General features: G+C 65.9%; 19 protein-coding genes and 1 pseudogene. 18 read left to right on the top strand and 2 right to left on the bottom strand.

From position 1 onward, the window contains the following. Positions 1 to 64 precede the first annotated feature (64 nt). Together CIK77_RS09025 and CIK77_RS09020 are read left to right on the top strand one after the other, a co-directional pair. Positions 65 to 898 (top strand): mycofactocin-coupled SDR family oxidoreductase, encoded by an 834-nt coding sequence (locus CIK77_RS09025; RefSeq protein ID WP_087055909.1) that lies wholly within the window; start codon positions 65 to 67, stop codon positions 896 to 898. Further along, complete coding sequence (locus CIK77_RS09020; protein WP_170934206.1) at positions 895 to 1,812, top strand: AAA family ATPase; 918 nt, start codon at positions 895 to 897, stop codon at positions 1,810 to 1,812. Before CIK77_RS09025 ends, CIK77_RS09020 begins: the two co-directional genes overlap by 4 nt. Before the next feature lie 270 nt (positions 1,813 to 2,082). On the opposite strand, the gene CIK77_RS09015 is transcribed toward CIK77_RS09020, so the two are convergent. Next, positions 2,083 to 3,345: an IS256 family transposase gene (locus CIK77_RS09015; protein ID WP_087053862.1), complete on the bottom strand. Its 1,263-nt coding sequence runs from the start codon at positions 3,343 to 3,345 to the stop codon at positions 2,083 to 2,085. Between the two features lie 124 nt (positions 3,346 to 3,469). Between CIK77_RS09015 and CIK77_RS09010 the strand changes: the two genes are divergently transcribed. The 5 genes from CIK77_RS09010 to CIK77_RS08990 all read left to right on the top strand — a co-directional run bounded on the left by CIK77_RS09010 (position 3,470) and on the right by CIK77_RS08990 (position 8,489). Further along, positions 3,470 to 4,777, top strand: coding sequence for an ISL3 family transposase (locus CIK77_RS09010; protein ID WP_114347214.1), 1,308 nt, complete (start codon positions 3,470 to 3,472; stop codon positions 4,775 to 4,777). 94 nt (positions 4,778 to 4,871) lie between these two features. Next, entirely contained in the window at positions 4,872 to 5,762 is an 891-nt protein-coding gene (locus CIK77_RS09005) for a siderophore-interacting protein (protein ID WP_006821245.1), read from the top strand. Further along, on the top strand, positions 5,759 to 6,349 hold the full coding sequence (locus tag CIK77_RS09000; RefSeq protein WP_006821246.1) for a hypothetical protein: 591 nt from the start codon (positions 5,759 to 5,761) through the stop codon (positions 6,347 to 6,349). The genes CIK77_RS09005 and CIK77_RS09000 overlap by 4 nt, the downstream gene beginning before the upstream one ends. After that, the gene (locus tag CIK77_RS08995) at positions 6,346 to 7,806 is read left to right on the top strand and encodes an ATP-binding cassette domain-containing protein (RefSeq protein WP_006821247.1); all 1,461 of its coding nucleotides are present in this window, start codon (positions 6,346 to 6,348) and stop codon (positions 7,804 to 7,806) included. Before CIK77_RS09000 ends, CIK77_RS08995 begins: the two co-directional genes overlap by 4 nt. Beyond that, on the top strand, positions 7,803 to 8,489 hold the full coding sequence (locus CIK77_RS08990) for an energy-coupling factor transporter transmembrane component T (protein ID WP_025388378.1): 687 nt from the start codon (positions 7,803 to 7,805) through the stop codon (positions 8,487 to 8,489). Before CIK77_RS08995 ends, CIK77_RS08990 begins: the two co-directional genes overlap by 4 nt. Positions 8,490 to 9,338: 849 nt before the next feature. Here CIK77_RS08990 and CIK77_RS08985 read toward each other — a convergent pair. Then, positions 9,339 to 10,166, bottom strand: a pseudogene (locus CIK77_RS08985) (IS1380 family transposase); the annotation flags it as partial. 121 nt (positions 10,167 to 10,287) lie between these two features. Here CIK77_RS08985 and CIK77_RS08980 point away from each other — a divergent pair. The 11 genes from CIK77_RS08980 (at position 10,288) to CIK77_RS08930 (ending at position 22,169) form a co-directional block, all read left to right on the top strand. Further along, positions 10,288 to 11,595 carry an ISL3 family transposase gene (locus CIK77_RS08980; protein WP_114347214.1) on the top strand — a complete coding sequence of 436 codons (1,308 nt, stop codon included), beginning with the start codon at positions 10,288 to 10,290 and terminating at the stop codon, positions 11,593 to 11,595. A 9-nt stretch (positions 11,596 to 11,604) separates the two neighbouring features. Continuing rightward, on the top strand, positions 11,605 to 12,456 hold the full coding sequence (locus CIK77_RS08975; protein WP_087053447.1) for a vWA domain-containing protein: 852 nt from the start codon (positions 11,605 to 11,607) through the stop codon (positions 12,454 to 12,456). A gap of 166 nt (positions 12,457 to 12,622) precedes the next feature. Then, positions 12,623 to 13,351, top strand: coding sequence for a mycofactocin biosynthesis peptidyl-dipeptidase MftE (gene mftE, locus CIK77_RS08970; RefSeq protein ID WP_087053448.1), 729 nt, complete (start codon positions 12,623 to 12,625; stop codon positions 13,349 to 13,351). A gap of 70 nt (positions 13,352 to 13,421) precedes the next feature. Beyond that, positions 13,422 to 15,020 (top strand): mycofactocin biosynthesis glycosyltransferase MftF, encoded by a 1,599-nt coding sequence (mftF, locus tag CIK77_RS08965; protein ID WP_212647416.1) that lies wholly within the window; start codon positions 13,422 to 13,424, stop codon positions 15,018 to 15,020. Positions 15,021 to 15,231: 211 nt separating this feature from the next. Further along, entirely contained in the window at positions 15,232 to 15,471 is a 240-nt protein-coding gene (locus tag CIK77_RS08960; RefSeq protein ID WP_087053450.1) for a hypothetical protein, read from the top strand. A 113-nt stretch (positions 15,472 to 15,584) separates the two neighbouring features. Further along, positions 15,585 to 17,150, top strand: a complete 1,566-nt coding sequence (locus CIK77_RS08955) for a threonine/serine ThrE exporter family protein (protein ID WP_087053451.1) — start codon at positions 15,585 to 15,587, stop codon at positions 17,148 to 17,150. A gap of 217 nt (positions 17,151 to 17,367) precedes the next feature. After that, positions 17,368 to 18,399: a TRAP transporter substrate-binding protein gene (locus CIK77_RS08950; RefSeq protein ID WP_087053452.1), complete on the top strand. Its 1,032-nt coding sequence runs from the start codon at positions 17,368 to 17,370 to the stop codon at positions 18,397 to 18,399. A gap of 6 nt (positions 18,400 to 18,405) precedes the next feature. Beyond that, a complete protein-coding gene (locus tag CIK77_RS08945) occupies positions 18,406 to 18,924 on the top strand; it encodes a TRAP transporter small permease (RefSeq protein WP_087053453.1) in 519 nt (172 codons plus the stop codon). After that, positions 18,921 to 20,213, top strand: a complete 1,293-nt coding sequence (locus tag CIK77_RS08940) for a TRAP transporter large permease (RefSeq protein ID WP_212647417.1) — start codon at positions 18,921 to 18,923, stop codon at positions 20,211 to 20,213. Before CIK77_RS08945 ends, CIK77_RS08940 begins: the two co-directional genes overlap by 4 nt. A gap of 13 nt (positions 20,214 to 20,226) precedes the next feature. Then, positions 20,227 to 21,327, top strand: coding sequence for a zinc-binding dehydrogenase (locus CIK77_RS08935; RefSeq protein WP_087053454.1), 1,101 nt, complete (start codon positions 20,227 to 20,229; stop codon positions 21,325 to 21,327). Continuing rightward, positions 21,324 to 22,169: an HpcH/HpaI aldolase/citrate lyase family protein gene (locus tag CIK77_RS08930; RefSeq protein WP_258861464.1), complete on the top strand. Its 846-nt coding sequence runs from the start codon at positions 21,324 to 21,326 to the stop codon at positions 22,167 to 22,169. The genes CIK77_RS08935 and CIK77_RS08930 overlap by 4 nt, the downstream gene beginning before the upstream one ends. Positions 22,170 to 22,180: the final 11 nt, after the last annotated feature.

Raw genomic sequence — 22,180 nt, 5'->3', positions numbered from 1 at the left:
TTTCGAGCAGGTTGCGGCAGATGAGCCGGCGCCGGATGGGCGGCCGGAGGAGAGGAGGGCCATCATGGCCGGAAGAGTTGAGGGAAAGGTCGCGTTCATCACGGGCGCGGCTCGCGGGCAGGGACGCTCGCACGCGGTGCGGCTCGCGCAGGAGGGAGCCGACATCATCGCAGTCGACATCTGTGAGGAGATTCCGTACAACGCGCACACTGGTGCGACCCAGGCGGATCTCGCCGAGACGGTGCGGCAGGTCGAGGCGCTGGACAGGAGGATCATCGCGAAGAAAGCGGATGTGCGCGACTTCGCCGCACTGAAGGCGGCGGTCGACGAAGGCGTCGCCGAGCTCGGCAGGCTCGACATCGTCAGCGCGAACGCCGGCGTCGCGGGAACTCCGAACCGCACGGAGGACATGCCGGAGGACGAGTGGACCACGATGATCGACATCAATCTGTCGGGCGTCTGGCACAGCGTGAAGGCGGCGATTCCGCACATCAAGGCGGGCGGGAACGGCGGCTCGATCGTGCTGACAAGTTCGGAGGCCGGCATCCGCGGCTACGCGAACATGGCGCATTACGTCTCGGCGAAGCACGGCCTGGTCGGCATGATGCGCACGCTCGCGATGGAGCTGGCACCGGACAGCATCCGGGTCAACAGCATCCATCCGACGCAGGTCGACACCGACATGATCCAGAATCAGACGATCTACTCGCTGTTCACCGGGAAGGCGGACGCCACGAAGGAGGAGTTCGCCGAATCGTCGGGGCGCGTCATCCCGCTGCCGATCCCGTGGGTCGAGTCGGTCGACATCTCCAACGCCCTGCTGTTCCTCTCCTCGGACGAGGCGCGCTACATCACGGGAGTGCCGCTGCCCGTCGACGCCGGGAACCAGTTGACGTGACGACCGCAGGAGAGATCACGGCGGGCGCCAGGGAGCGGATCGCCGCACACCTCGTCGGTCGCGAGCGGGAGCTGGAGCTCACGCTCGCGGCCGTGGCTGCAGGGCGCGACATCGTGCTCGAGGGGCCGCCGGGAACCAGCAAGACCACGATCCTGCAGGCGATCACCGGTGAGTGGGGCATTCCGCTCGTGTTCGTCGAAGGCAACGCCGACCTCACGCCGGCGAAGCTCGTCGGCCACCACAACCCGGCGCGCGTGCTCCGCGAGGACTACAGCGCGGACAACTTCGTCGAGGGCCCGCTGGTCGAGGCGATGCGCACGGGCGGGTTCCTCTACATCGAGGAGTTCAACCGCGCACCAGAGGACACACTCAACACGCTGCTCACCGCGATGGCCGACCGATCGATCGCGGTGCCGCGCGTCGGCACCATCGCGGCGCTGCCGACCTTCCGTGTGGTCGCCTCGATGAACCCGTACGACAACGTCGGCACGACGCGCCTGTCGACCAGCATGCATGACCGGCTCAACCGTCTTGAGATCAGCTACCAGGACGAGCAGGCTGAGCACGGCATCGTCGCGCTGCGGACCGGGGCGGAGGGGGAGTTCGGGGAGCGGCTCATCGCCGACGCCGTGGCCGTCGCCCGCGCGACCAGACGGCATCCGGATGTCCGCCAGGGGTCGAGCGTGCGCGGAGCGATCGACTGCACCATGATCGCGCTGGAGCTGGCCGGTCTGCGCGGCATCGCCGGTGCGGACGCCGAGGAGTATCCGGAGCTCGTGCACGATGCGATGATCGTGTCGCTGTCTGGCCGCATCCACGTCGACGAGGCTGCCGAGACGACGCCGGAGCGCGTGCTGCGCGAGATCTGGGAGGACCGTTTCATCCTGGAGCCGCGCGCCGCCGCGCCCGGATGAAGAGAGGTGGAGGCCGACTCTCCGCTGCGGCGCGAGTCGGCACGGCCGAAACAGACCCGCGCCCTGCGCCGAAAGCCGAAGCAGCTCGATGAGGCGCCGACGGCTTTCGAGACATCGGGAAGCGGCAGCGGAATGACGGCTCTTCTCGAACGAGGGTGTAGTCCGTTGAGCGCGTCGCTGTCCGTGTAGGAGTCGAGGTCTCCCTGAAGATGGAGGGGGTGTCAAGTTTTCTGTGTAAGGGTCCGGTCGGTTAGCCCCTCTGCCAGGTGGTCAGAGCGGGAGTCGGTTGGGGAATTGCACGGCGAACGCATTCAACGCCTGATGCCATCCTTGGGTGCCGGTGCCGAGCTCACCACCACGGGTGGTCTCGATGTTCCGGATACCCAGGTAGACCAGCTTGATCGCCGCCTCGTTCGAGGGGAAGGAGCCTCTGGTCTTGGTGATCTTCCGCAGCTGGTAGTTGATCGATTCGATCTGGTTCGTGGTGTAGATGACCTTGCGGATCTCCGGGGTGAACGCCAGGAACGGAGTGAAGTCCTCCCACGCGTTCCGCCACGCCAACACCGCCCCCGGCGCCTTCGCCTGCCAGACCTCGGCGAAGGCCTCCATCGCCATCTCGGCGGCCTGCACGGTGGCCGCCGTGTAGATCGGTTTCATGTCCTTGGCCATGGTCTTGCGGTCGGAGTAGGAGGCGTATTTCATCGCTGATCGCAACAGGTGCACCACGCAGGTCTGGACCACGGTTTCGGGGTAGACGCTGTTGACCGCGGCCGGCAGCCCGGTGAGCCCGTCGCAACACAGGATCAGAATGTCCCGCACCCCGCGGTTGCGGATCTCGGTCAGGACATTGGCCCAGAACTTCGCCCCCTCCGTGGCGCCCAGCCACAGGCCCAACACCTGCTTGCGGCCTTCCAGGTCCACGCCTACGGCCACGTGGCAGGCCCGGTTGGCCACGACCCCACCGTCCCTGATTTTGAGCCAGATCGCGTCGATGTAGACGATCGGATATACCGATTCCAGGGGCCGGGACTGCCATTGGGCGACCTCGTCGGCGACCACGTCGGTGACCCTGGAGATCGTGGCGGCGGAGACCTTGGACCCGTAGATCTCCTCCAGGTGTGAGCCGATGTCCCTCGTGGTCATCCCGCGGGCGTAGAGCGAGAGGATCATGTCCTCGACCTTGCCCAGCCGGCGGGCCCGTTTCGGGACGATCACCGGCTCGAAGGAGCCGTTGCGGTCCCGCGGGACGGTGAGCTGCACGGGGCCCTGGAGGGTCTGCACGGACTTGGTGTTCTTGCCGTTGCGGGAGTTGCCGGTCCCGTGGCCAGCGGGGTCACCTGCCTCGTATCCGAGGTGGTCGCTGAGCTCGGTCTCCATGGCCCGTTCCAGCACCGCCTTGGTCATCTGTGAGAGCAGTTCCTCGACCCCGTGGCGGCCCTGGCCGAGGTCCTCTGCGGCGGTCACCAGCGCGTCGATCTGGTCGGCGCTCAACACCCCGGCAAGGGGGTTCTGGGCATCAGCTATTTCGGTCATTCGTTCGGTCCTTTTCAGAGGTGAAACCCGCAGGTCACACCTCGGTTTGAGACCGGACCCTTACACAGTCAATGAAACACCCTCAAGATGAAGTTCCTACACTGCCCATCCGGAAGACCTCGACATGTCCCACCCTACTTTTGATGCGCCCTGCCTGACCACGTTCTGCCGCCTCGACGAGCTCGGTCTCCAAGCCGTCGGACAACACCTGGAACCCGACCGAGCGATGCTCCAATGCCGAGTCGTTGAACCAGACCAGTGGTGCCAGCACTGCGGATGTGAGGGGACGCCACGGGACACGGTGGTGCGCAGGCTCGCGCACGAACCCTTCGGACACCGACCCACGACGCTGCTGATCCGCGTGCGTCGTTACAAGTGCTCAGGATGCGGCCGGGTGTGGCGCCAGGACACGACCGCAGCGGCGCCGCCGCGGGCGAAGATCTCCCGCGGCGGTCTGCGATGGGGACTGGAAGGACTCGTGGTGGACCATCTGTCCATCTCCCGCGTCGCGGCAGGACTGGCCGTGTCATGGTCGGCCGCGAACGACGCGATCCTCGCTGAAGGCACACGACAACTGATCGATGACCCCCACCGCTTCGACGGTGTCACCACGATCGGTGTCGACGAGCACGTGTGGCGCCACACGAAGCGTGGCGACAAGTACGTGACCGTGATCATCGATCTGACCCCGGTGCGTGAGAAGACCGGACCTGCCCGGCTGCTGGACATGGTCGAAGGCCGCTCCAAAGCAGTCTTCAAGCGGTGGCTGGCTGCACGCCCGCAGCAGTGGCAGAACGGGATCGAGGTCGTTGCGATGGACGGATTCACTGGGTTCAAGACCGCCGCCGCCGAAGAGCTTCCCGACGCTGCTCCGATCATGGATCCATTCCATGTGATCCGGCTTACCGGGGACGCGCTGGAGAACTGTCGGCGCCGTGTTCAGCGCGATGTGTTCGGTCGTCGGGGTAGGACTGGTGATCCGCTCTACCGGGTCCGCCGGACTCTGCTGACAGGAGCGGGTCTTCTCACCGAGAGGCAGCATGCGCGACTCGAGGAGGTGTTCGCCGACCAGCGCCATGTCGAGGTTGAAGCGACCTGGGGTGTGTATCAGGACATGATCACCGCGTATCGGGAGACGGACCGCGGGCTGGGGAGGTTCTTCCTGCAGCACACGATCGACCGGATCTCCACGGGGGTGCCCGTGCAGCTGGTCGAGGTCCGCAAGCTCGCTCGTACGCTCAAGCAACGAGCCGCTGACGTCCTCGGCTATTTCGATCGGCCCGGGACCAGCAACGGCCCGACGGAGGCGATCAATGGCCGACTCGAGCATCTGCGCGGGATCGCGCTTGGGTTCCGGAACCTGAGGCACTACATCGACAGGAGTCTGCTCGAAGCCGGCGGTTTCAGACCTCGACTACACCCTCGTTCGTGAAGAGCCTCATAACGCCATCCTGCCATGTCCGATTGCGTCCACGCCAAACTATAAGTAAGGTTAGCCTTACTAACATCATACTGACGGGGCCAACATGACAGATTCGATCAACCTCACCCAAGACGAGCTCGCAGGACTACTCGAGGTACTCAAACACCCCGATCATCAGCAGGGGCTCGAGGACCGCTATCTGACCGTCACCGCAATTGAGCACCGCGCACGAAAACTCACTCGTATCTCAGCGACGATTTCTGGCGACGACCCACTCAACGAATGGACTCTGGCAAATCCCACGGTCCGCGTCGCATTGCCGGAACCACCCGAGGAATTCGCCGCAATCCCCGGGGTACCAAAGACCACGACGCGGGTATACACACTCGTGGAAATCGATCCAGCAACCCGCACCGCGCAAATAGACCTCGTAGTGCACGCCGAAGCTTCTCCTGCGATGCGCTGGCTAGCGCAGCTCAGGATTGGCGACCGCATTGACATTGTCGGACCACGCCCGCACCGCACCCCCGGTGAGGGCACCCCGCGGGTGCTGCTTGCCGACTCCTCTGCGCTCCCCGCGGCGACGCGGCTCCTGCGCACCATGCCCCACGTGGACGAGACTTTCGTCTTTGCTGCCGTCCCGGAGGATGAGTTTGCTATCCTGCAACAGGAGATCTCCGCATTAGCAGAACCCATCACCGCGTTTCGAGTAGAGCCGCACGGCCAATACCCACTGGCCACTGCTTTCGCCGAATTCGATCTCACCACTGACGCCAGCGTGTGGGCGGCCGGCGAACGGGAAGATATGCGCGAAATTCGCCACCGCTGCAAACACCATCTCGGACTACTGTCCGAGCAAACACAGGTATTCGGCTACTGGAAATATGGGATGACGAACACCCGGCTGGACTTCGCCAGACTCCGGGCAACGCAAAAGGGGCTCGCAGCGGGGCGCGCATTCACCGATACCGACGACTTCGAGATCGAACTGTGAACGGCGAGACAAGAATTACGAGCCTGAAATCCGACAGATTCTCCACTCGTGCTCTGCTGACTTTCGTTGTACTCGGCGCGCTGGGCGCGATCATCGTCCACGTATCACGAATTCTCGGGGTCGCATTACAAGCCACGGTCCCGTGGCTAGCATTCCCGGCACCAGTCCCCTGGTTTCTGGGGATCCTCATCGCCGCCCTGCTGATTCAACGCAGCGGCGCGGCGCTGCTCACCTCGATTGTCACAACCGTCGCAGGCTTCGGCGCACTCGCCCTGTGCGCGGGCATCGTCATCGAACTCACCTTCTTCATTACCAGACGGTTGCGCTCACAAACCCAGCCCACCTGGCCCCCTGCCCGGTCCCAGTTCTGGCTGTGGTGGGCCATCCTGGCCTGCGCAATCGTGAGTCTGATGAGCTTCGGTTTCATGTTCTTCTACCAAGAGTTTCTGCTGCTAGACCCCAGCATCAAGCTACTCGCCCTCATCATTCGGGTTGGACTTGGCGTGCTCTACGGGTGGGGCGCCTGGGTCATGACCATCGGATTGCTACGTGCAAATGTGAACCCACAGCGCATCGTCGTCGCATGAGCCTCCCGAACTCGGCCGACCCTGGCCGCTACAACGTACGGATACAGCAGTTCACAATCGCCTACGATGGCGCAAATCCGGTGCTCAATATACCTTACCTGGAGCTGGTCAGCGGGAGCTACACGCTCATCACCGGACCCACCGGTTGCGGTAAGTCAAGTCTGGCACACGCACTGGTCGGGGTGCTTGAAGATATGACGACAGCTCGGGTTGCAGGCAGCATCAGCATGAACGGAACCCAGCTTGCAACCCTAGACTCAGCCCAACGCTCCGGTACGATCGCTGCGGTCTGGCAGCGCCCAGAAACCCAGCTTTTCGCCAGCACCGTCTTGGCAGAAGTCCGTGCCGGCCTCGACTTCCAACTCATAGCACCCAACGAGGCCACGTTCAGGGCGCGCAGAGCCCTGCACCTCGTCGGTCTGAGCCACATTGACGAATCCCGTAACCCACTGACCCTCTCGGGCGGCGAACAACAGCGACTTGCCCTCGCGTCAGCACTCGTGCTGCGAGCGCCTATCCTGGTGCTCGACGAGGTCGCGTCACAGTTGGATCGCACCGCAAGCCACCGGCTCGGAAAAATCATCAGGGAGATTCGGTCCGCTCGCCAGCTCACCGTCGTGGCGTTCGACCACCGTCCGGACCCACATCTGGAACATACCGATCGGGTCATCGTACTCGATGAGAACGGCAGAATCGCGCTCGACGACAAGCCCGCCAGTGTATACGGTGAGAACGTAGACTTCTGCCGCAGAATCGGCGTGCATCTACCCGCAAAAGAGACCTCGAGCAGTGACACAGACTTCGGCGCGTTGACCGTCCACCAGACAGCACCCGGTCTGACAACCCAGGCTCTTACGGTCGCCAGACGCAGCGCACTGTTGTTGCGAGACGCCACCCTCACACTTCCCCGAGGAGCAATCGCGCTGCTGCTGGGCCCAAACGGCGCGGGTAAGACCAGCCTGCTGGATGCGCTTGCCGGCGAGAAACGCGGGGTGCGCGGGCACATCGATCCGTCACGGCGGGTAAGGCTCACCAGAGGCATTGGGTACCTGCCACAACGCGGGAGCGAGCTCATGTTCGCCCACACCGTTCGGACGGAGCTACACCTGGCATTACCACCGGGGGCGCGTTCTAGTGCCGCGGAGATCGACGATATGTTGAACCGGGCGGGGCTCTTGTGTCTGGCCGAAGTGCATCCGCAGCACTTATCGGGCGGGCAACGACAGCGGCTCTCGGTGCTCCTCGCCGTCGCCGGAAGACCGGCATTTCTCCTGCTGGACGAACCTACGAATGCACAGGATGTGACTGGCACAGCACAGATTCGTGCGCTGTTAGCAGGAAATGCTCAGGATCGCGTCGCCGTCATCGCGACGCATGATGCGGGCTCCTTCCGCGGCATCGCCACTCATCACATCGAGCTACAAACCGGAATCGTCAAAGGGGTCTGGCAGATATGACCCGCTTCAACTCCCGCAGGTGGGTTCCGCATCCGCTGATTATCGTATTGCTCACCGTTCCCGCACAGCTCGCGGTATTGCTCGCCCAACGGCCCTGGTTCAGTATTACAGTGCTGGCGTGCTGTCTCTTGGTGACAGTGGTGACGAAACCCCGCTTTGCCGCTGTCTTTATCGCGGCGGCTGGCGCGCTATCCCTGGTTCTTTGGGTCGGGATGGGCCTGTGGCTGCCTCTAGAGGCCGCGACGAACGGGGCGTTGCGTATCGTTGCACTCAGCGCCCTACTCGTGGTGCCGTTTTTCTATGTGAACTGGCCGGTGCTGGCAGACTCGTTGATTGATCGGTTCCGTGTTTCCTATCGGGTCATGGACACCGTGCTACTCGGGGAACGTTTCACTATGCTCATGCGAGCTGACCTGCGCACCGCCCGCAGGATGGCTCGACTACGTGCCCGCGGGAGCATTCGTGGACAGACGCGATTATTACTGCGGACGACGCTGCCAGTTCTCGTGGCAAGTTTCCGGCATAGCGATGAGCTCGCTCTCGCCCTGGACACTCGTGGTTTCGGTGCCCATCCGAAACGCACGGTCCACCAGAGTCGACCGCTCCGAGCGTTCGAGCTGGCTATTCTCATCGCAGTATGGGTATGCAGCATTTTCATTGCCGTATTCCTCGAAAGAATGTAGAGGTGCCTGACAGGCAGCTTGCCCCCTGATCAATTCCAGGCAGCTTCGTATTGTTAATTCACCAGTTTGACGCCAGAGCCGCCCTCCCGGTGCAGACCGGGCCCGATCCCGACGCTACTGAACTGCGGTAATGAGCCGGAAATAGACTTGATAGTGGCCCCGTCAGTGCCCCACTAGGACCGTCGCTTCGCCGGGGCGGCCGCCGTGTCGGAGAGCACGACGCCCTCCGTGTCGTAGAGGCGCACTGGAAACTCGCTTGCGCTACTCATTCCGGCGGTGAATAACCAAGTATCTGTGTTGCCGTCATGTTGCACAAAAGCCACCTCCGCCAGGTCATCCTGCGGGGTGCATCTTCGCCAGGCACGCAAGCATCAGCAATACAGAGCTCGACATCCGCGCCCCGGGAAGCATCCTCCTGCACTGCTGAGTTGCTGAGTCTGTCAACCTTAGCTTGCTCCCGTAGTGCGACCCGGCTTTCACCCAGCCCAAGCCCGAACCGGCACGATCCTTCCAGCCCCCTACAGATCTATCAACGCATAACTTCGAGCCGACGATGCATCTCCCGTGAACCATGACTGTAACGCCAAACCAAGAGATTGACATGCTAAGTGCGGTGGTAGGCTCTGCCCAAACAGTATGGTCAGGCTGCGATTTTGGCCGGTGAAACTAAACCTGGATCCACCGATTAGATAAGCGATGTGCAGTTGCGACGCTGAGGAATCGATGGTGCGCGGTTGAGCGTTTTGGGGTCGTTGATGTCTCCCGGCCTGGCACCGGTTGTGTCCACTGATGGGTTTCCGAGCATTCCTTTCTGCTGCTCGGCCGGGCGCCCCTTTTCGGGCTGGGTGGTCACGGTGTGGCCAGCTGTGGTGGGCTCAGCGTGTTGTGCCATAGCCGGTCAAAGGCGGTGGCCCATTTCCAGTGCGTAGGTAAATGCAGGATCAGTTTGCGAGCCCGATGCGCAATCCGGGCGGGAATATTGACCAGTTTCTGGCGCAGGCTGACCGTTCTGGCATTGACCAGCTTGCCACCGGCAACACTGCCTGCTGCTCGCAGCAGATTGTGGCTGATGGCCGCGATGACTAGCCAGGCCGCGTTGGCATAAAACCGCCCGGAGGGCATGTGGGCTAATGGCCCGGCTTTGAGATCAGCAAAAACCTGCTCGACGACGGCATGTTGACGGTGGACTTTGTCTGCAGCCACCGTATCCAAGACAGATTGTTCGACGGTAGTAAAGAAGGCGTGATAACGGAACGTGTCAAACAGCTGGCCTTGAGCGGCTGCCAGTTTGGTGGTATTGAGTTCCGGGATGCGGCGGACCACCAACCGGCCAGCCAGTTGCTCCTCTTGGGCTTTGGACGAGAAGGCGGTGAAATCAATTTCAGCCACCTGCGCATCAGAGATCCATCGACCCGTTTCGTCGTCATAGATCGCCTGTGGGTAATTGATCCCTCTCCAGGCCTCGGCCGGGATGTGAGCAATAGCTTTCTTCACGGCAGCGTTTTGGGGCAGGGTCACTGAGTAGTGGACTCCAGCCGCGCGGACTGCTTTGGCGACGTTGGCACTATAAAAGGCCGAATCAAACCGCGCCAACACAGGGGTATCGGGATCGATGATGCGTTTGGCAGTGGCCAGGCTGTCACTGACTAATTTGTCAGCGCCTCGCACCGAATGAGCTGCCCCTTTGCGGCTCTTCTCGAACGAGGGTGTAGTCCGTTGAGCGCGTCGCTGTCCGTGTAGGAGTCGAGGTCTCCCTGAAGATGGAAGTTCCTACACTGCCCACCCGGAAGACCTCGACATGTCCCACCCTACTTTTGATGCGCCCTGCCTGACCACGTTCTGCCGCCTCGACGAGCTCGGTCTCCAAGCCGTCGGACAACACCTGGAACCCGACCGAGCGATGCTCCAATGCCGAGTCGTTGAACCAGACCAGTGGTGCCAGCACTGCGGATGTGAGGGGACGCCACGGGACACGGTGGTGCGCAGGCTCGCGCACGAACCCTTCGGACACCGACCCACGACGCTGCTGATCCGCGTGCGTCGTTACAAGTGCTCAGGATGCGGCCGGGTGTGGCGCCAGGACACGACCGCAGCGGCGCCGCCGCGGGCGAAGATCTCCCGCGGCGGTCTGCGATGGGGACTGGAAGGACTCGTGGTGGACCATCTGTCCATCTCCCGCGTCGCGGCAGGACTGGCCGTGTCATGGTCGGCCGCGAACGACGCGATCCTCGCTGAAGGCACACGACAACTGATCGATGACCCCCACCGCTTCGACGGTGTCACCACGATCGGTGTCGACGAGCACGTGTGGCGCCACACGAAGCGTGGCGACAAGTACGTGACCGTGATCATCGATCTGACCCCGGTGCGTGAGAAGACCGGACCTGCCCGGCTGCTGGACATGGTCGAAGGCCGCTCCAAAGCAGTCTTCAAGCGGTGGCTGGCTGCACGCCCGCAGCAGTGGCAGAACGGGATCGAGGTCGTTGCGATGGACGGATTCACTGGGTTCAAGACCGCCGCCGCCGAAGAGCTTCCCGACGCTGCTCCGATCATGGATCCATTCCATGTGATCCGGCTTACCGGGGACGCGCTGGAGAACTGTCGGCGCCGTGTTCAGCGCGATGTGTTCGGTCGTCGGGGTAGGACTGGTGATCCGCTCTACCGGGTCCGCCGGACTCTGCTGACAGGAGCGGGTCTTCTCACCGAGAGGCAGCATGCGCGACTCGAGGAGGTGTTCGCCGACCAGCGCCATGTCGAGGTTGAAGCGACCTGGGGTGTGTATCAGGACATGATCACCGCGTATCGGGAGACGGACCGCGGGCTGGGGAGGTTCTTCCTGCAGCACACGATCGACCGGATCTCCACGGGGGTGCCCGTGCAGCTGGTCGAGGTCCGCAAGCTCGCTCGTACGCTCAAGCAACGAGCCGCTGACGTCCTCGGCTATTTCGATCGGCCCGGGACCAGCAACGGCCCGACGGAGGCGATCAATGGCCGACTCGAGCATCTGCGCGGGATCGCGCTTGGGTTCCGGAACCTGAGGCACTACATCGACAGGAGTCTGCTCGAAGCCGGCGGTTTCAGACCTCGACTACACCCTCGTTCGTGAAGAGCCGGAATGACGCTTCACGCCCGAGCGGGAGCAGGCAGAGCGCGCAGGACGCCGCGCAGCGACGGGGGTGATGCGCGCGAATTCACCGACGAGGAGGGGGAACTGGTCGCCGCCGAGGTCGAGACCGTCGAACCCGACCCTGATGCGCGTGCCCGCGCGCATCGGATCGCGGCGCGCCTGTCGATGCCGCGCCCCAGGGTCGATGCCACGGCGACGCGAGGCGCGGGCGCGCTGGTGAGCCTGCCGTACCGGGGCGGAAGCGACGACATCGACCTCGACCGCACGCTCGAGGTGCTCGCCGAGCGGCCGGTGCCGGACGAGGAGGACATCGTGGTGCGCGATCGGATGCGCACCAGGCGCAGTGTGGTGCTCGCGATCGACGTCTCAGGGTCCATGCGCGGCGAGCGGGTGCGCACGGCGGCGGCGACCGTGGGCGCCCTCGCCGCCGAGCTGGTGCACGACGCGCTCGCCGTGATCGCGTTCTGGTCCGACGCGGCGATCATCCACCGCTTCGGCGATCCGGTGCGGCCCTCCGAGATCCTCGACCGGGTGCTCCGGATTCCTGCGCAGGGCCTCACCAATGTCGCCTTCCCGCTCGAACTCGCAGCGCGCCAGCTCGAACGCGTCCCCGTGCGGGAATCGCGTGTGCTCCTGCTCTCCGACTGCGTGCACAACGCAGGGCCCGACCCTCGTCCGCTCGCCGCACGGCTGCCCCGACTCGACGTGCTCCTCGACGCCGACGGCGAGAACGACGTCGAGCTGGGGCGGGAGCTTGCGACATCCGGGCGCGGCCGTCTGCGCGTCATCCGGCACCATCGTGACGTCGCGCCCGCGCTGGGCGCGGTGTTCGGCGAGTGACGTGCGCGCCAGATCGCCCGCGATGCCCTGCCGCCGCCGTTCAGGAGTGTCGAAGTGCTCTGGATCGCGGCGTGAAGAACCGTTGGGCACTCCTGAACACGACGGTCTCGGCGTCGCGCGTGGGGTGTCGCTGGGCGCGACGCGTGGGGGAGGGCAGACTGAAGGGATGATCACGAGCGGCGGTCCCCGCCACCTTCTCGCGGAGCGCGCGAGCCGTGAGGCCGGGGGCACACGGACCGTGCTGATCGTGCCGTTGGGAGCGCTCGAGCAGCACGGCCCGCACCTGCCGCTCGACACCGATACGCGCATTGCGACGGCCGTCGCGCTCGCCGCAGCCGACGCGCTGCGGGTGCAGGGGCACGACGTCGTCACCGCGCCCGCCATCGCATACGGCGCGTCGGGCGAGCACGAGAGCTTCGCCGGCACGGTATCGATCGGCACCGAGGTGCTGGAGCGCCTGCTCGTCGAGTACGGCAGGTCGGCATCCGGATGGGCCGGGCGCGTCGTGTTCGTCAACGGCCACGGCGGGAACGTTCAGGCCGCGCGCGCGGCGGTCGACCGCCTCGAGTATGAGGGCCGCAGCGCCGGATGGGTGCCGTGCGCACCACGTGAGGGCGAGGCGGGCCTGCCCGCGGCGGACGCCCACGCCGGTCGCATCGAGACCTCGCTGCTCCTCCATCTCGCCCCGGAGCTCGTGCGGCACGAGCTCGCGGAGCCCGGGGACACCCGACCGCTGCGCGACGTGCTGCCTGAGCTGCGCGAGGCGGGGGTCGCCGGTGTCTCACCGAACGGGGTGCTGGGAGACCCGACCGGGGCGACAGCGGCGGAGGGTGAGTCGCTGTTCGATGCGATCGTGCGGGCCGTGGTCGCACGCATCGCGGGGAAGGACGCATGATGGTGTGCGGAGCGCGGCGCATCGGCGGACGGCTGATTCAGCAATGCGCGAAGGTCTCGGAGGGTGACGCATGAGGCGCGGTACGAGCACGGCGGATCGCATGGCGGCGGCGCCGAAGCCCGCCCCTGCGCGTGCCCTCCCCGAAGGCGCGGTCGTGCGGCTCGGAGCGCACACCCGCCTCGCCGAGGGCGGCGCCGTACTGGTGGGCGGCGTGCCGACGCGGGCCACCAGACTCAAGCGTGCCGCCCGCGGGCTGCTCCGCGACGGAGCGCTCGAGGTCACCGATCGCACGTCCCGCTCGCTCGCCGCGCACCTCGTCGAAGCCGGCCACGCCGATCCGGACCCCGATACTCTGCCTGCGCCCGACACGAGTGAGGTCACCGTCGTGATCCCCGCGTACGGACGCTCGCGCCAGCTGAAGCGTCTGCTCGGCAGCATCAGGGCCGACCTCGGCGACATCCGGATCATCGTGGTCGACGACGGATCGGCGCCTCGGGATGCGGAGGCGATCGCGCGCACTGCGGGCGATCACGGCGCTGAGATCGTCGCGCTGGAGAGCAATCGTGGACCCGCTGAGGCGCGCAACGCCGGCCTGAGGATGGTCGAGACCGAGTTCGTGCTGTTCTGCGACATCGACGTCGTGCTCGGCCGCGGCGCCGTCGCTCGCGTGCTCCGCCACTTCGTCGATCCCGCCCTTGCGCTCGCGGCGCCGCGGGTGCGCGCTCTGCGCAGCGAGCGCAAGTGGGAGGGGCCGAAGGACTCGTGGGTGCTCCGCTACGAGGAGGCCCGTTCGTCGCTCGATCACGGCCCCCGCCCCTCGCTGGTGCGCCCGCAGTCGCCGATGGCGTGGGTGTCGTCGACGTGCCTGATCGGTCGTGTGGCCGCACTGCGCGGTCCGGATGGGCGGGGTGGCTTCGGCGCCGATATGCGCGTCGCGGAGGACGTCGACCTGGTCTGGCGACTGACCGAGGCCGGATGGCGCGTGCGGTACGAACCTCGCGCGAGGGTCGCGCATGAGCACCGAGGCACGGTCGCGACCTGGCTCGAGCGCAAGTTCGTCTACGGCACGGGTGCGGCCGACCTCGCGCGGCGGCACCCTGGTCTGGCCGCCCCGGCCGTCCTGGCACCGTGGACCGCCGGCGTGATCGCCGTGCTCGCCGCGGGGAAGCGATGGTCGCTGCCGGCGGCCTGCGCCATCACGGCAGGTGCGGCGGTGCGCATCGCCCGCAGACTGCCGCGCGGTGCGGCGTCGGACGACTCCGGATCGCAGGCGCGCGAGGCGACCGGCCGCGGCGTTCTCGCCGCCGAGCTGGCAGGCAAAGGCGTCGTCTCGGCGCTCGAACAGAGCTCAGCGCTCGTGGTGCGGCACTGGTGGCCGGCGTTCGCCATCGCCGGCCTGTTCTCCAGACGGGTGCGCCGTCTCATCGCGCTCGCCGCAGTCGGAGACGCGGCCGTCGAGTACCTGCGTCTGCGCCCCCGCCTCGACTTCCCGCGCTTCTTCGTCGCGCGCCGCCTCGACGACCTAGCCTATGGCGCGGGCGTCTGGTGGGGCGCCCTCCGCGCGAAGGACCCCTCCGCCCTGCTCCCGGTCATCCGGATCGGTCGCTCCCGTGCGGCAGATCGCGCCAAGGAGCGACGTTCGGGGCAATCCGAGCACCGGATCGAGTGAGGACAGAGCATGCTCGCATGCTCGGGACGAGCGATTGACGGTCGGAGGGCGCAGCCCGAGCATCGGATCGAGTGACGACAGCGCGGAACCGCGATCCGCCGCACGGGAAGGGTCGGTTTCCGGCGTGTGGAAGGGGCGCTTCCGGATGGGGTGCGCGGCGAGTAGCTTCTGAGTATTCGCGGAGCCGGATGCCGCGGGCGAGGAGGAACCGATGACGATCGACCAGAGTCAGATCGACGCGCTGCGAGGTTCGCTGGAGGCCGACGACTATCATCTGTCGCTCGACGTCGCGGACGAAGCGGCGAAGGCGGTCATCACGGCGGGGCCGGATGCGTGCGCCGAGTGCCTCGTGCCGAAGGATCTGATGCGCCAGATGCTGTCGCCGATGATCGGCGTTCCCGCCGACAGCATCGAGATGACCTACCCCGTCGAGGTTCACGCGGGCGAGTAGGCGGCTCCGCGACCCGCGCGGACGACGCCGCTTGGCACTCTGGTAGCGGGCCCACAGCCGCCTCACGGCCAGCCCCGGTCGACCCCACAGCAACGCGCCGATACGCTCTAGACATGGGCAGGGAACACCACGCGCGCAGGGTCTTCGAGGGCGTCAAGCGCGCCTTCGTCACCGACCCCGCGAAGCGGCGGATGACCGAGGCGATACCGATCGTCGACGACGCCCTGGCGTACCGCATCATCGACCTCGCCATGCGCATCGGCGCGGCGATGCTGTCGATCGGGGCGTCGGCGAGGGAGGTCGCTCAGGCGACCCTGCGCATCACTCGCGCGTTCGGGCTGAAGAAGGCGCACGTCGACGTGACCTTCACCTCGATCACCGTCTCCGACCATCGCGATGGCGCGGGGCAGCCGGTCACGCTGATGCAGGTGGTGCAGTCCATCGGCGCCGATCATCAGAAGCTGCAGCGGCTGCAGGCTCTGGTCGACCAGATCGAGCGCGGTATGGAGCTTCACGACGCCGTGACGGAGTTCCATCGCATCCGGCGCATTCCCTTCATGTACCGCGAGGCGATCGTCGTGCTCGTCTCCTCGCTGCTGGCCGTCGCCGTCGCACTGATGTTCAACGCGGGGTGGGTGGTGCTGCTGTCGGCCGGCTTCGCCGCCCTCGTCGTCGCCGCGGCGCAGATGGGGCTCGGCAGGGCGCGCGTGCCCGTGTTCTTCAGCCAGATCGTCGGTGGGATCGTGCTCACGGCCGTGACCGCGCTGATCGCCTGGCTCGGCCGGATGGGCGTCGAACCGTTCGTCGACGTGCGCGCGAACCTGGTGGTCCCCGCAGGCATCGTACTGATGCTGGCCGGTGTCGCCGTGGTGGGAGCGGCGCAGGACGCGATCGACGGGTTCTCGCTGACGGCTACCGGCCGAATCCTCGATCTCACGATCATGACGATGGGGCTGGTCGTCGGGATCCTGGTGGGTCTTCAGGTCGCCGAGAGCCTCGGCGTCGGCATTCCCGTTCCCAGTGATGCCGTCACGATGGGGCCGTGGATTTTCCAACTGGTCGGCGCGCTCGTCATCGCCTCCGCCGTCGCCATCATCAACGGCGGGGGCCCCCGCATCATCGGGGTCAGCACGGTGCTGGGTGCGCTGGCGTGGATGGGGTCGTTCGCGTTCGAGCGGCTCGTGGACCTGCCGACGGCGGCCGGGGCCTTCGGCGGCGCGCTGCTGGCGAGCCTCGTCGGGTCGGTGCTCGCCGTGAAGCTGCACGTGCCGTCAGTGGCGGTGACGACGGCCGCGATCATCCCGCTCGTGCCGGGTGCGGCCCTGTTCCGGGCGCTCCTCGGCATCGTGCAGTCCGGCTCCGAGGCAGATCACCTGCTCATCGCGTTCGGCGGGCTACTCGACGTGATCATGATCGGCATCGCGCTCGCCGCCGGTGCCACGCTCGGCATCTTCCTCGGTGCGCCGCTTCGAGTGCGCCTGTCCGACCGCAAGGTCCGCTTCCTTCCCGCGGCCAGGCCGACCTCCGGCGCTGGCACGGCACCGCTGGAGATCGTTCCCGCAGAGCCGCGCGAGATCCCGACCGAGCCCCTTCCCGATCCGGTTGCGGAGCCCGCGGGTGCCGAGGAACCGCCGATCACCCGCCCGTTCGACGTGTCGGATCTCCGCGACGAGCGGTGAACTCCCCGCGTCGGACTGACTGACCGTCGGACGGAGCGCGGCAGCGTCCGAGGGCACGTTCGTCTTCAGACGGGCGGGTCGAGTTCGCACGGGAGGCGATGGGTGGTGGACTTCTCGCAAAAGTGGTACTACCGTTAGAGTAAGCGGTCCTACTGATCCTCAAAGTTGAGTGGACGGGCCTCCATGACAGCGACGTCACTGAAGGGACGAGTACGACATGACTTCTCGCAAGCGGATTATCGGGATGATCGCCGCAACGGCGGCGCTGGGTATGGTTGCCGGGTGCTCCGGCGGCACGGCGGAAGGTGATGCGACAACGCTGCGCCTCGGAATGGTCGCTGCCGACGGCAGCGTGCAGCACCAGGCAGCGGAGCGATTCGCCGAGTCAGTTGCCGAGAGCTCGGGCGGCGAGCTGGAGGTCGAGGTCTTTCCCGCGGGGCAGATCGGCAGCGATGAGTCGCTGGGTCAGGACCTTTCCTCTGGGGCGCTCGACTTCGCGTTCCTGAACCAGGGTTCGATGGCTGCGACCGATCCGCTGCTTGATTTCCACTACTTGCCGTACATCGTGACGAACTATGCGCAGGCCGATGAACTCTTCTACGGCGACGGCATCATCCCGCAGACGATGACCGAGACGCTCGCCGCGCACGGCATCCGGGCACTGGGCTGGTACGAGTTGGAATTCCGCGGAGCATCCACCTCCGACGGGCCCATCCAGGAACCGGCGGATCTGGCCGGACAGAAGATCCGCGTGCCCGGTTCAGCGGCGATCGGAGCGTTCTTCGAGGAGACCGGCGCACAGCCGACGACGATCCCGTTTCCCGAGCTCTATTCCGCGCTCCAGCAGGGAACGGTCGACGGCCAGGACAACGGCCTGCTCATCACATATGACAACCGCTTCTTCGAGATCAACGACCACTACACGCTGACACGGCACGTCTACGCCTCAGGCACCATCGCGGCGAGTGAGTCGATCTGGGAGACCCTCAGCGACGAGGAGACCGGATGGATCGAAGACGCCGCGGCGGATGCGCAGGAATGGGAGATCGCTGAGGAGCGGGCCGTGACTGACGAATACATCCAGCTCATGACGGATGAGGGCGTCGAGGTCACAGAGCTCGACGACTCAGAGCTCGCAGAGTTCCAGGCGGCCGGGCGAGCGGTGTGGGACGACATGGCCGACGTGTACGGCGAGGACCGGATCGCGGCTCTCCGCGAAGAGGTCGAGGCCGTCGCGGATCTGAAGTAGGCGCTCATGATCATGCTGGAGAACGCTCTCTTCGTGGCGCAGAAAGTGCTGGTGGCCCTTCTGATGGCCGTAGCATTCGTCGGGCTCGTCGTGATGGTTCCCGTTCGATACTTCGATCTGCCGGTGCCCGACATCAGCGAAGCGAGCATCGCCGCTGTGGCCTCGATGACCTTCCTCTGCGTGGGGCTGCTCGTGCGCACCGGCGGGCACATCGCCATCGAGGTGGCCGCGCTCGTGCCGTCTCGGGTCGCAAGGTTCGTGGTGCGGCAACTGGCGAACATCGGGATCCTGCTGTTCGTCGTGGTCTTCGGCGTGCAGGCGCAGAGCCTCCTCGCCGCAGCAATCCGATCAGGGGAGGCTTCGATTGCGCTGGGCATCCCACTCGCGATGCCGTTCACGGCGCTCGTTCTCGGGCTGATCATGGCCGCGTTCCACACCGTGATGAACGTCGTTCGCGACGTCAGCGTCCTGCGGACCCGCGACGGCGAGTTCGACGTGCATCTGAAGGGGAGTGAGAGCGAGTGAAGCTCGTCATCGCGATCGGCTCCCTCGTCCTGCTCCTCCTTGTCGGGGTTCCGATCGGGTTCGGGTTCGCATTGTCGGGCAGCGTGGGTGCCGCCGCCGCCGGCCTGCCGGCGCAGACGATCGCGAACGCGCCGTACTATGCGGTCGCGGCGATCCCGCTCCTCGCCATCCCGTTCTTCATCCTCGCCGGCGAACTGATGAACCGCGGGAAGCTGATCGACCGGCTCGTCGATCTCGCCGACACGGTGTTCTCCTGGCTCCCCGGCCGGCTCGGCCATGTGACGACAGTGTCGAGCGCTTTCCTCGGCGCGATGACGGGGTCGTCCGTCGCCACGGTCGCAGCAATGGGCAGCAGCGTCGGCGATCGGATGGTCCGTGCGGGGTACGACCGCGGATACGTCGGAGCGCTCACCGCGAGCAGCGGGCTCCTCGGCGTGCTCATCCCGCCGTCGATTCCGTTGATCGTGTACGGCGCGGCTGTGGGGGTTTCGGTTGCCGACCTGTTCCTCGCCACACTTCTGCCAGGCATGATCATGACGCTCGCGTTCATGGTGGTTCACGCTCTCCGGACACGTCGCGTGCTCGGCTCCGAGGGTGATGCGGCGCTGGGAGAGGCACGCGGCGGTCTGCACGCCGGAGCCCTCAACGGCTTGGGGCGTCGTCTGCTGCGTGCACTGCCAGCGCTCGTGATGCCGGTCATCATCCTGGGGTGCATCTACTCGGGACTGACGACTGCGACAGAGGCGGCGGCGCTCGCCGGATTCTATGCGCTCGTCGTCATCGTTGTGGGGAGGATGCTGCCAGCGAAGCGCGTGCCGAAGGCCTTCTACCAGGCGGCGCTCATGAGCGGCGCGATTCTCGTCGTCATCGCCTTCACCAGCATCTTCAACAAGGTGCTCACCCTGATGCGCGTGCCGCAGGACATCGCTGAGTTCACGACGGGCGTCACGGAGAACCCCGTGCTCTTCCTGCTCGCGGTGAACGCACTGCTCCTGCTCGTCGGCATGTTCATGGAGACAAATGCCGCCGTGCTCCTGATGGCGCCGCTGCTGTATCCCGCGGCCGTTCAGTTCGGCATCGATCCCGTTCACTTCGGGATCATCCTCGTGACGAACATCGAGCTCGGACTGATCACGCCGCCTCTCGCGGCGAACATCTTCGTCGCGCTGAAGGTCACCAAGACCACGCTCCCGCAGGTTCTCCGCCACATCTGGCCGTTCCTGCTCGCCGCGCTGGCGGTGCTGATGGTCATCACATTCGTGCCTGAGCTGTCGCTCTGGTGGAAGTAGAAGGAGCAACACCATGGCCTATGGCCGTCTCGCCGCGATGAGCGGTGTGCGAATGACAGAGATCCAAGAGTACGAGCTGCCGGAGCCCGTCGAGGGCCAGGTGCTGATGCGGGTATCGAAGGCGAACGTCTGCGGGTCCGACATCCACATGTGGGAGGGCAACCACATCTTCCGCGACCATGTCATGGGCCATGAGATGACGGGGGTGGTCGAGGCGCTCGGCGATGGGGTCGCCACTGACTCCGCCGGGTCGCCGATCTCGATCGGCGACCGGATCGTCCCCGTGTATTACCAGACCTGTCAGCGGTGCCCGAACTGCTTGCAAGGGCTCTTCAACATCTGCGAGCACGGCAGTGACTTCCAGGGAGCCCCTGCCGCGAGGGAGCCGCATTTCACGGGCGCGTTCGCGACGCACTACGTGGTGCAGCGCGCGCAGTACTTCTTCAAGGTGCCGGACGAGGTGCCGGACACTGTCGCGGCCGGTGCGAACTGCGGATTCGCACAGATGCTGTACGTGCTCGACCAGTGCGGCGCGCTCGCCGACCGTACTGTCGTCATCCAGGGTGCCGGAGGAGTCGGGCTCTTCGCTGCGGCTATCGCTTCTGTCTCCGGCGCGGAGGTGATCGTGGTCGACGGGGTCGCCGACCGCCTCAGCGACGCGGAGCGGTTCGGTGCGAACCACATCGTCGACATGGGGGAGTTCCCCACAGTCGAGGACCGCCGCAAGCGGATCGTCGAGTTGGCAGGGCGCGAACCGGACATCGTGGTCGAGGCCGCCGGGGTGCCTGTCGCGCTCGACGAGGCCATCCGGCTCGTGCGCGCCGGCGGAGAGGTCGTCGAGGTCGGCAATGTGAGCGTGTCGGAGGAACGCGCAGCCGCGATCCTGCCGGGTCTCATCACCCGCAAATGCCTCACGATCCGTGGCACGCTGAGGTACCAGCCATGGTATCTCGCGAGGGCGCTTCGTCTGCTGGCGCGGGAAGGGCACCGCTTCCCGTTCTCCTCGCTGACCGACAGGGAGTACGCGCTCGAAGAAACGCAGCTCGCGCTCGAGCGCGCCGCGAACAAGCAGGTTGCCCGCGCCATCATCGATCCGCAGCGGAGTGCGCGGTGAGGGCCGCGCTCTACGTTCCGGGGAGTTCGCCGCGGATGATCCAGAAGGCGCGCACTCTCGAGGCGGACGCGGTGATCCTCGATCTCGAGGACGCGGTCACCCCCGACCAGAAGGGTGCGGCGCGGGAACATGTCGCCGCTGAACTGTCGCGCACTCGCGGAGGGGCCCGCTGGGTGCGGGTGAATCCGGGCGACAGCGACGAGCATCGTGCCGATGTCGCGATGATCGTCGCGACGGCGCCGGATGCGATCGTGCTGCCGAAAGCAGAACCTGCGTCACTGGCCGCCCTCGACGCCCGCCTCGACGCGCAGGGAAGCTCGATTCCGATCGTGGCGCTGGTTGAGACATGCATGGGGCTGCTCGAGCTGGGGAGCCTGTGTCGGGCCAGCCCGCGGCTCACCGGGCTCCAACTCGGTGCCGAGGATCTCACCGCGGAGCTGGCCGTCGCGCGCACCCGGGGCGGCGAGGAGATCCGGTTCGCCCGTCACCAGCTCGCCGTCGCCGCGCGCGCGCACGGCCTGATGGCGATCGACACGCCCCAGCTCGACATTGCCGATGAGGTGTCGCTTGTCGCCGACACACGCATTGCCCGGTCGTGCGGCATGACAGGCAAGGCCTGCATCCATCCCTCGCAGCTGCAGATCGTGGCCGAGGCGTTCCGCCCTGGTGCGCACGACATCGAGTGGGCGCGGGACGTCGTGCGCGCCGCTGCGGACGCGACCGAGCGGGGCGTCGGAGCGGTCGCGCTTCACGGGCAGATGATCGATGCCCCAGTGCTTGCACGAGCCAGGCGGATACTCGCAACCCTCGAGGCCGCCCCGACGCCATCCGATTCCGTATGAAGGAGAGAACA

This window comes from Microbacterium sp. JB110, assembly GCF_003335195.1.
GTDB lineage: Bacteria > Actinomycetota > Actinomycetes > Actinomycetales > Microbacteriaceae > Microbacterium.
This window is presented reverse-complemented; position numbering and strand designations above follow the sequence as displayed.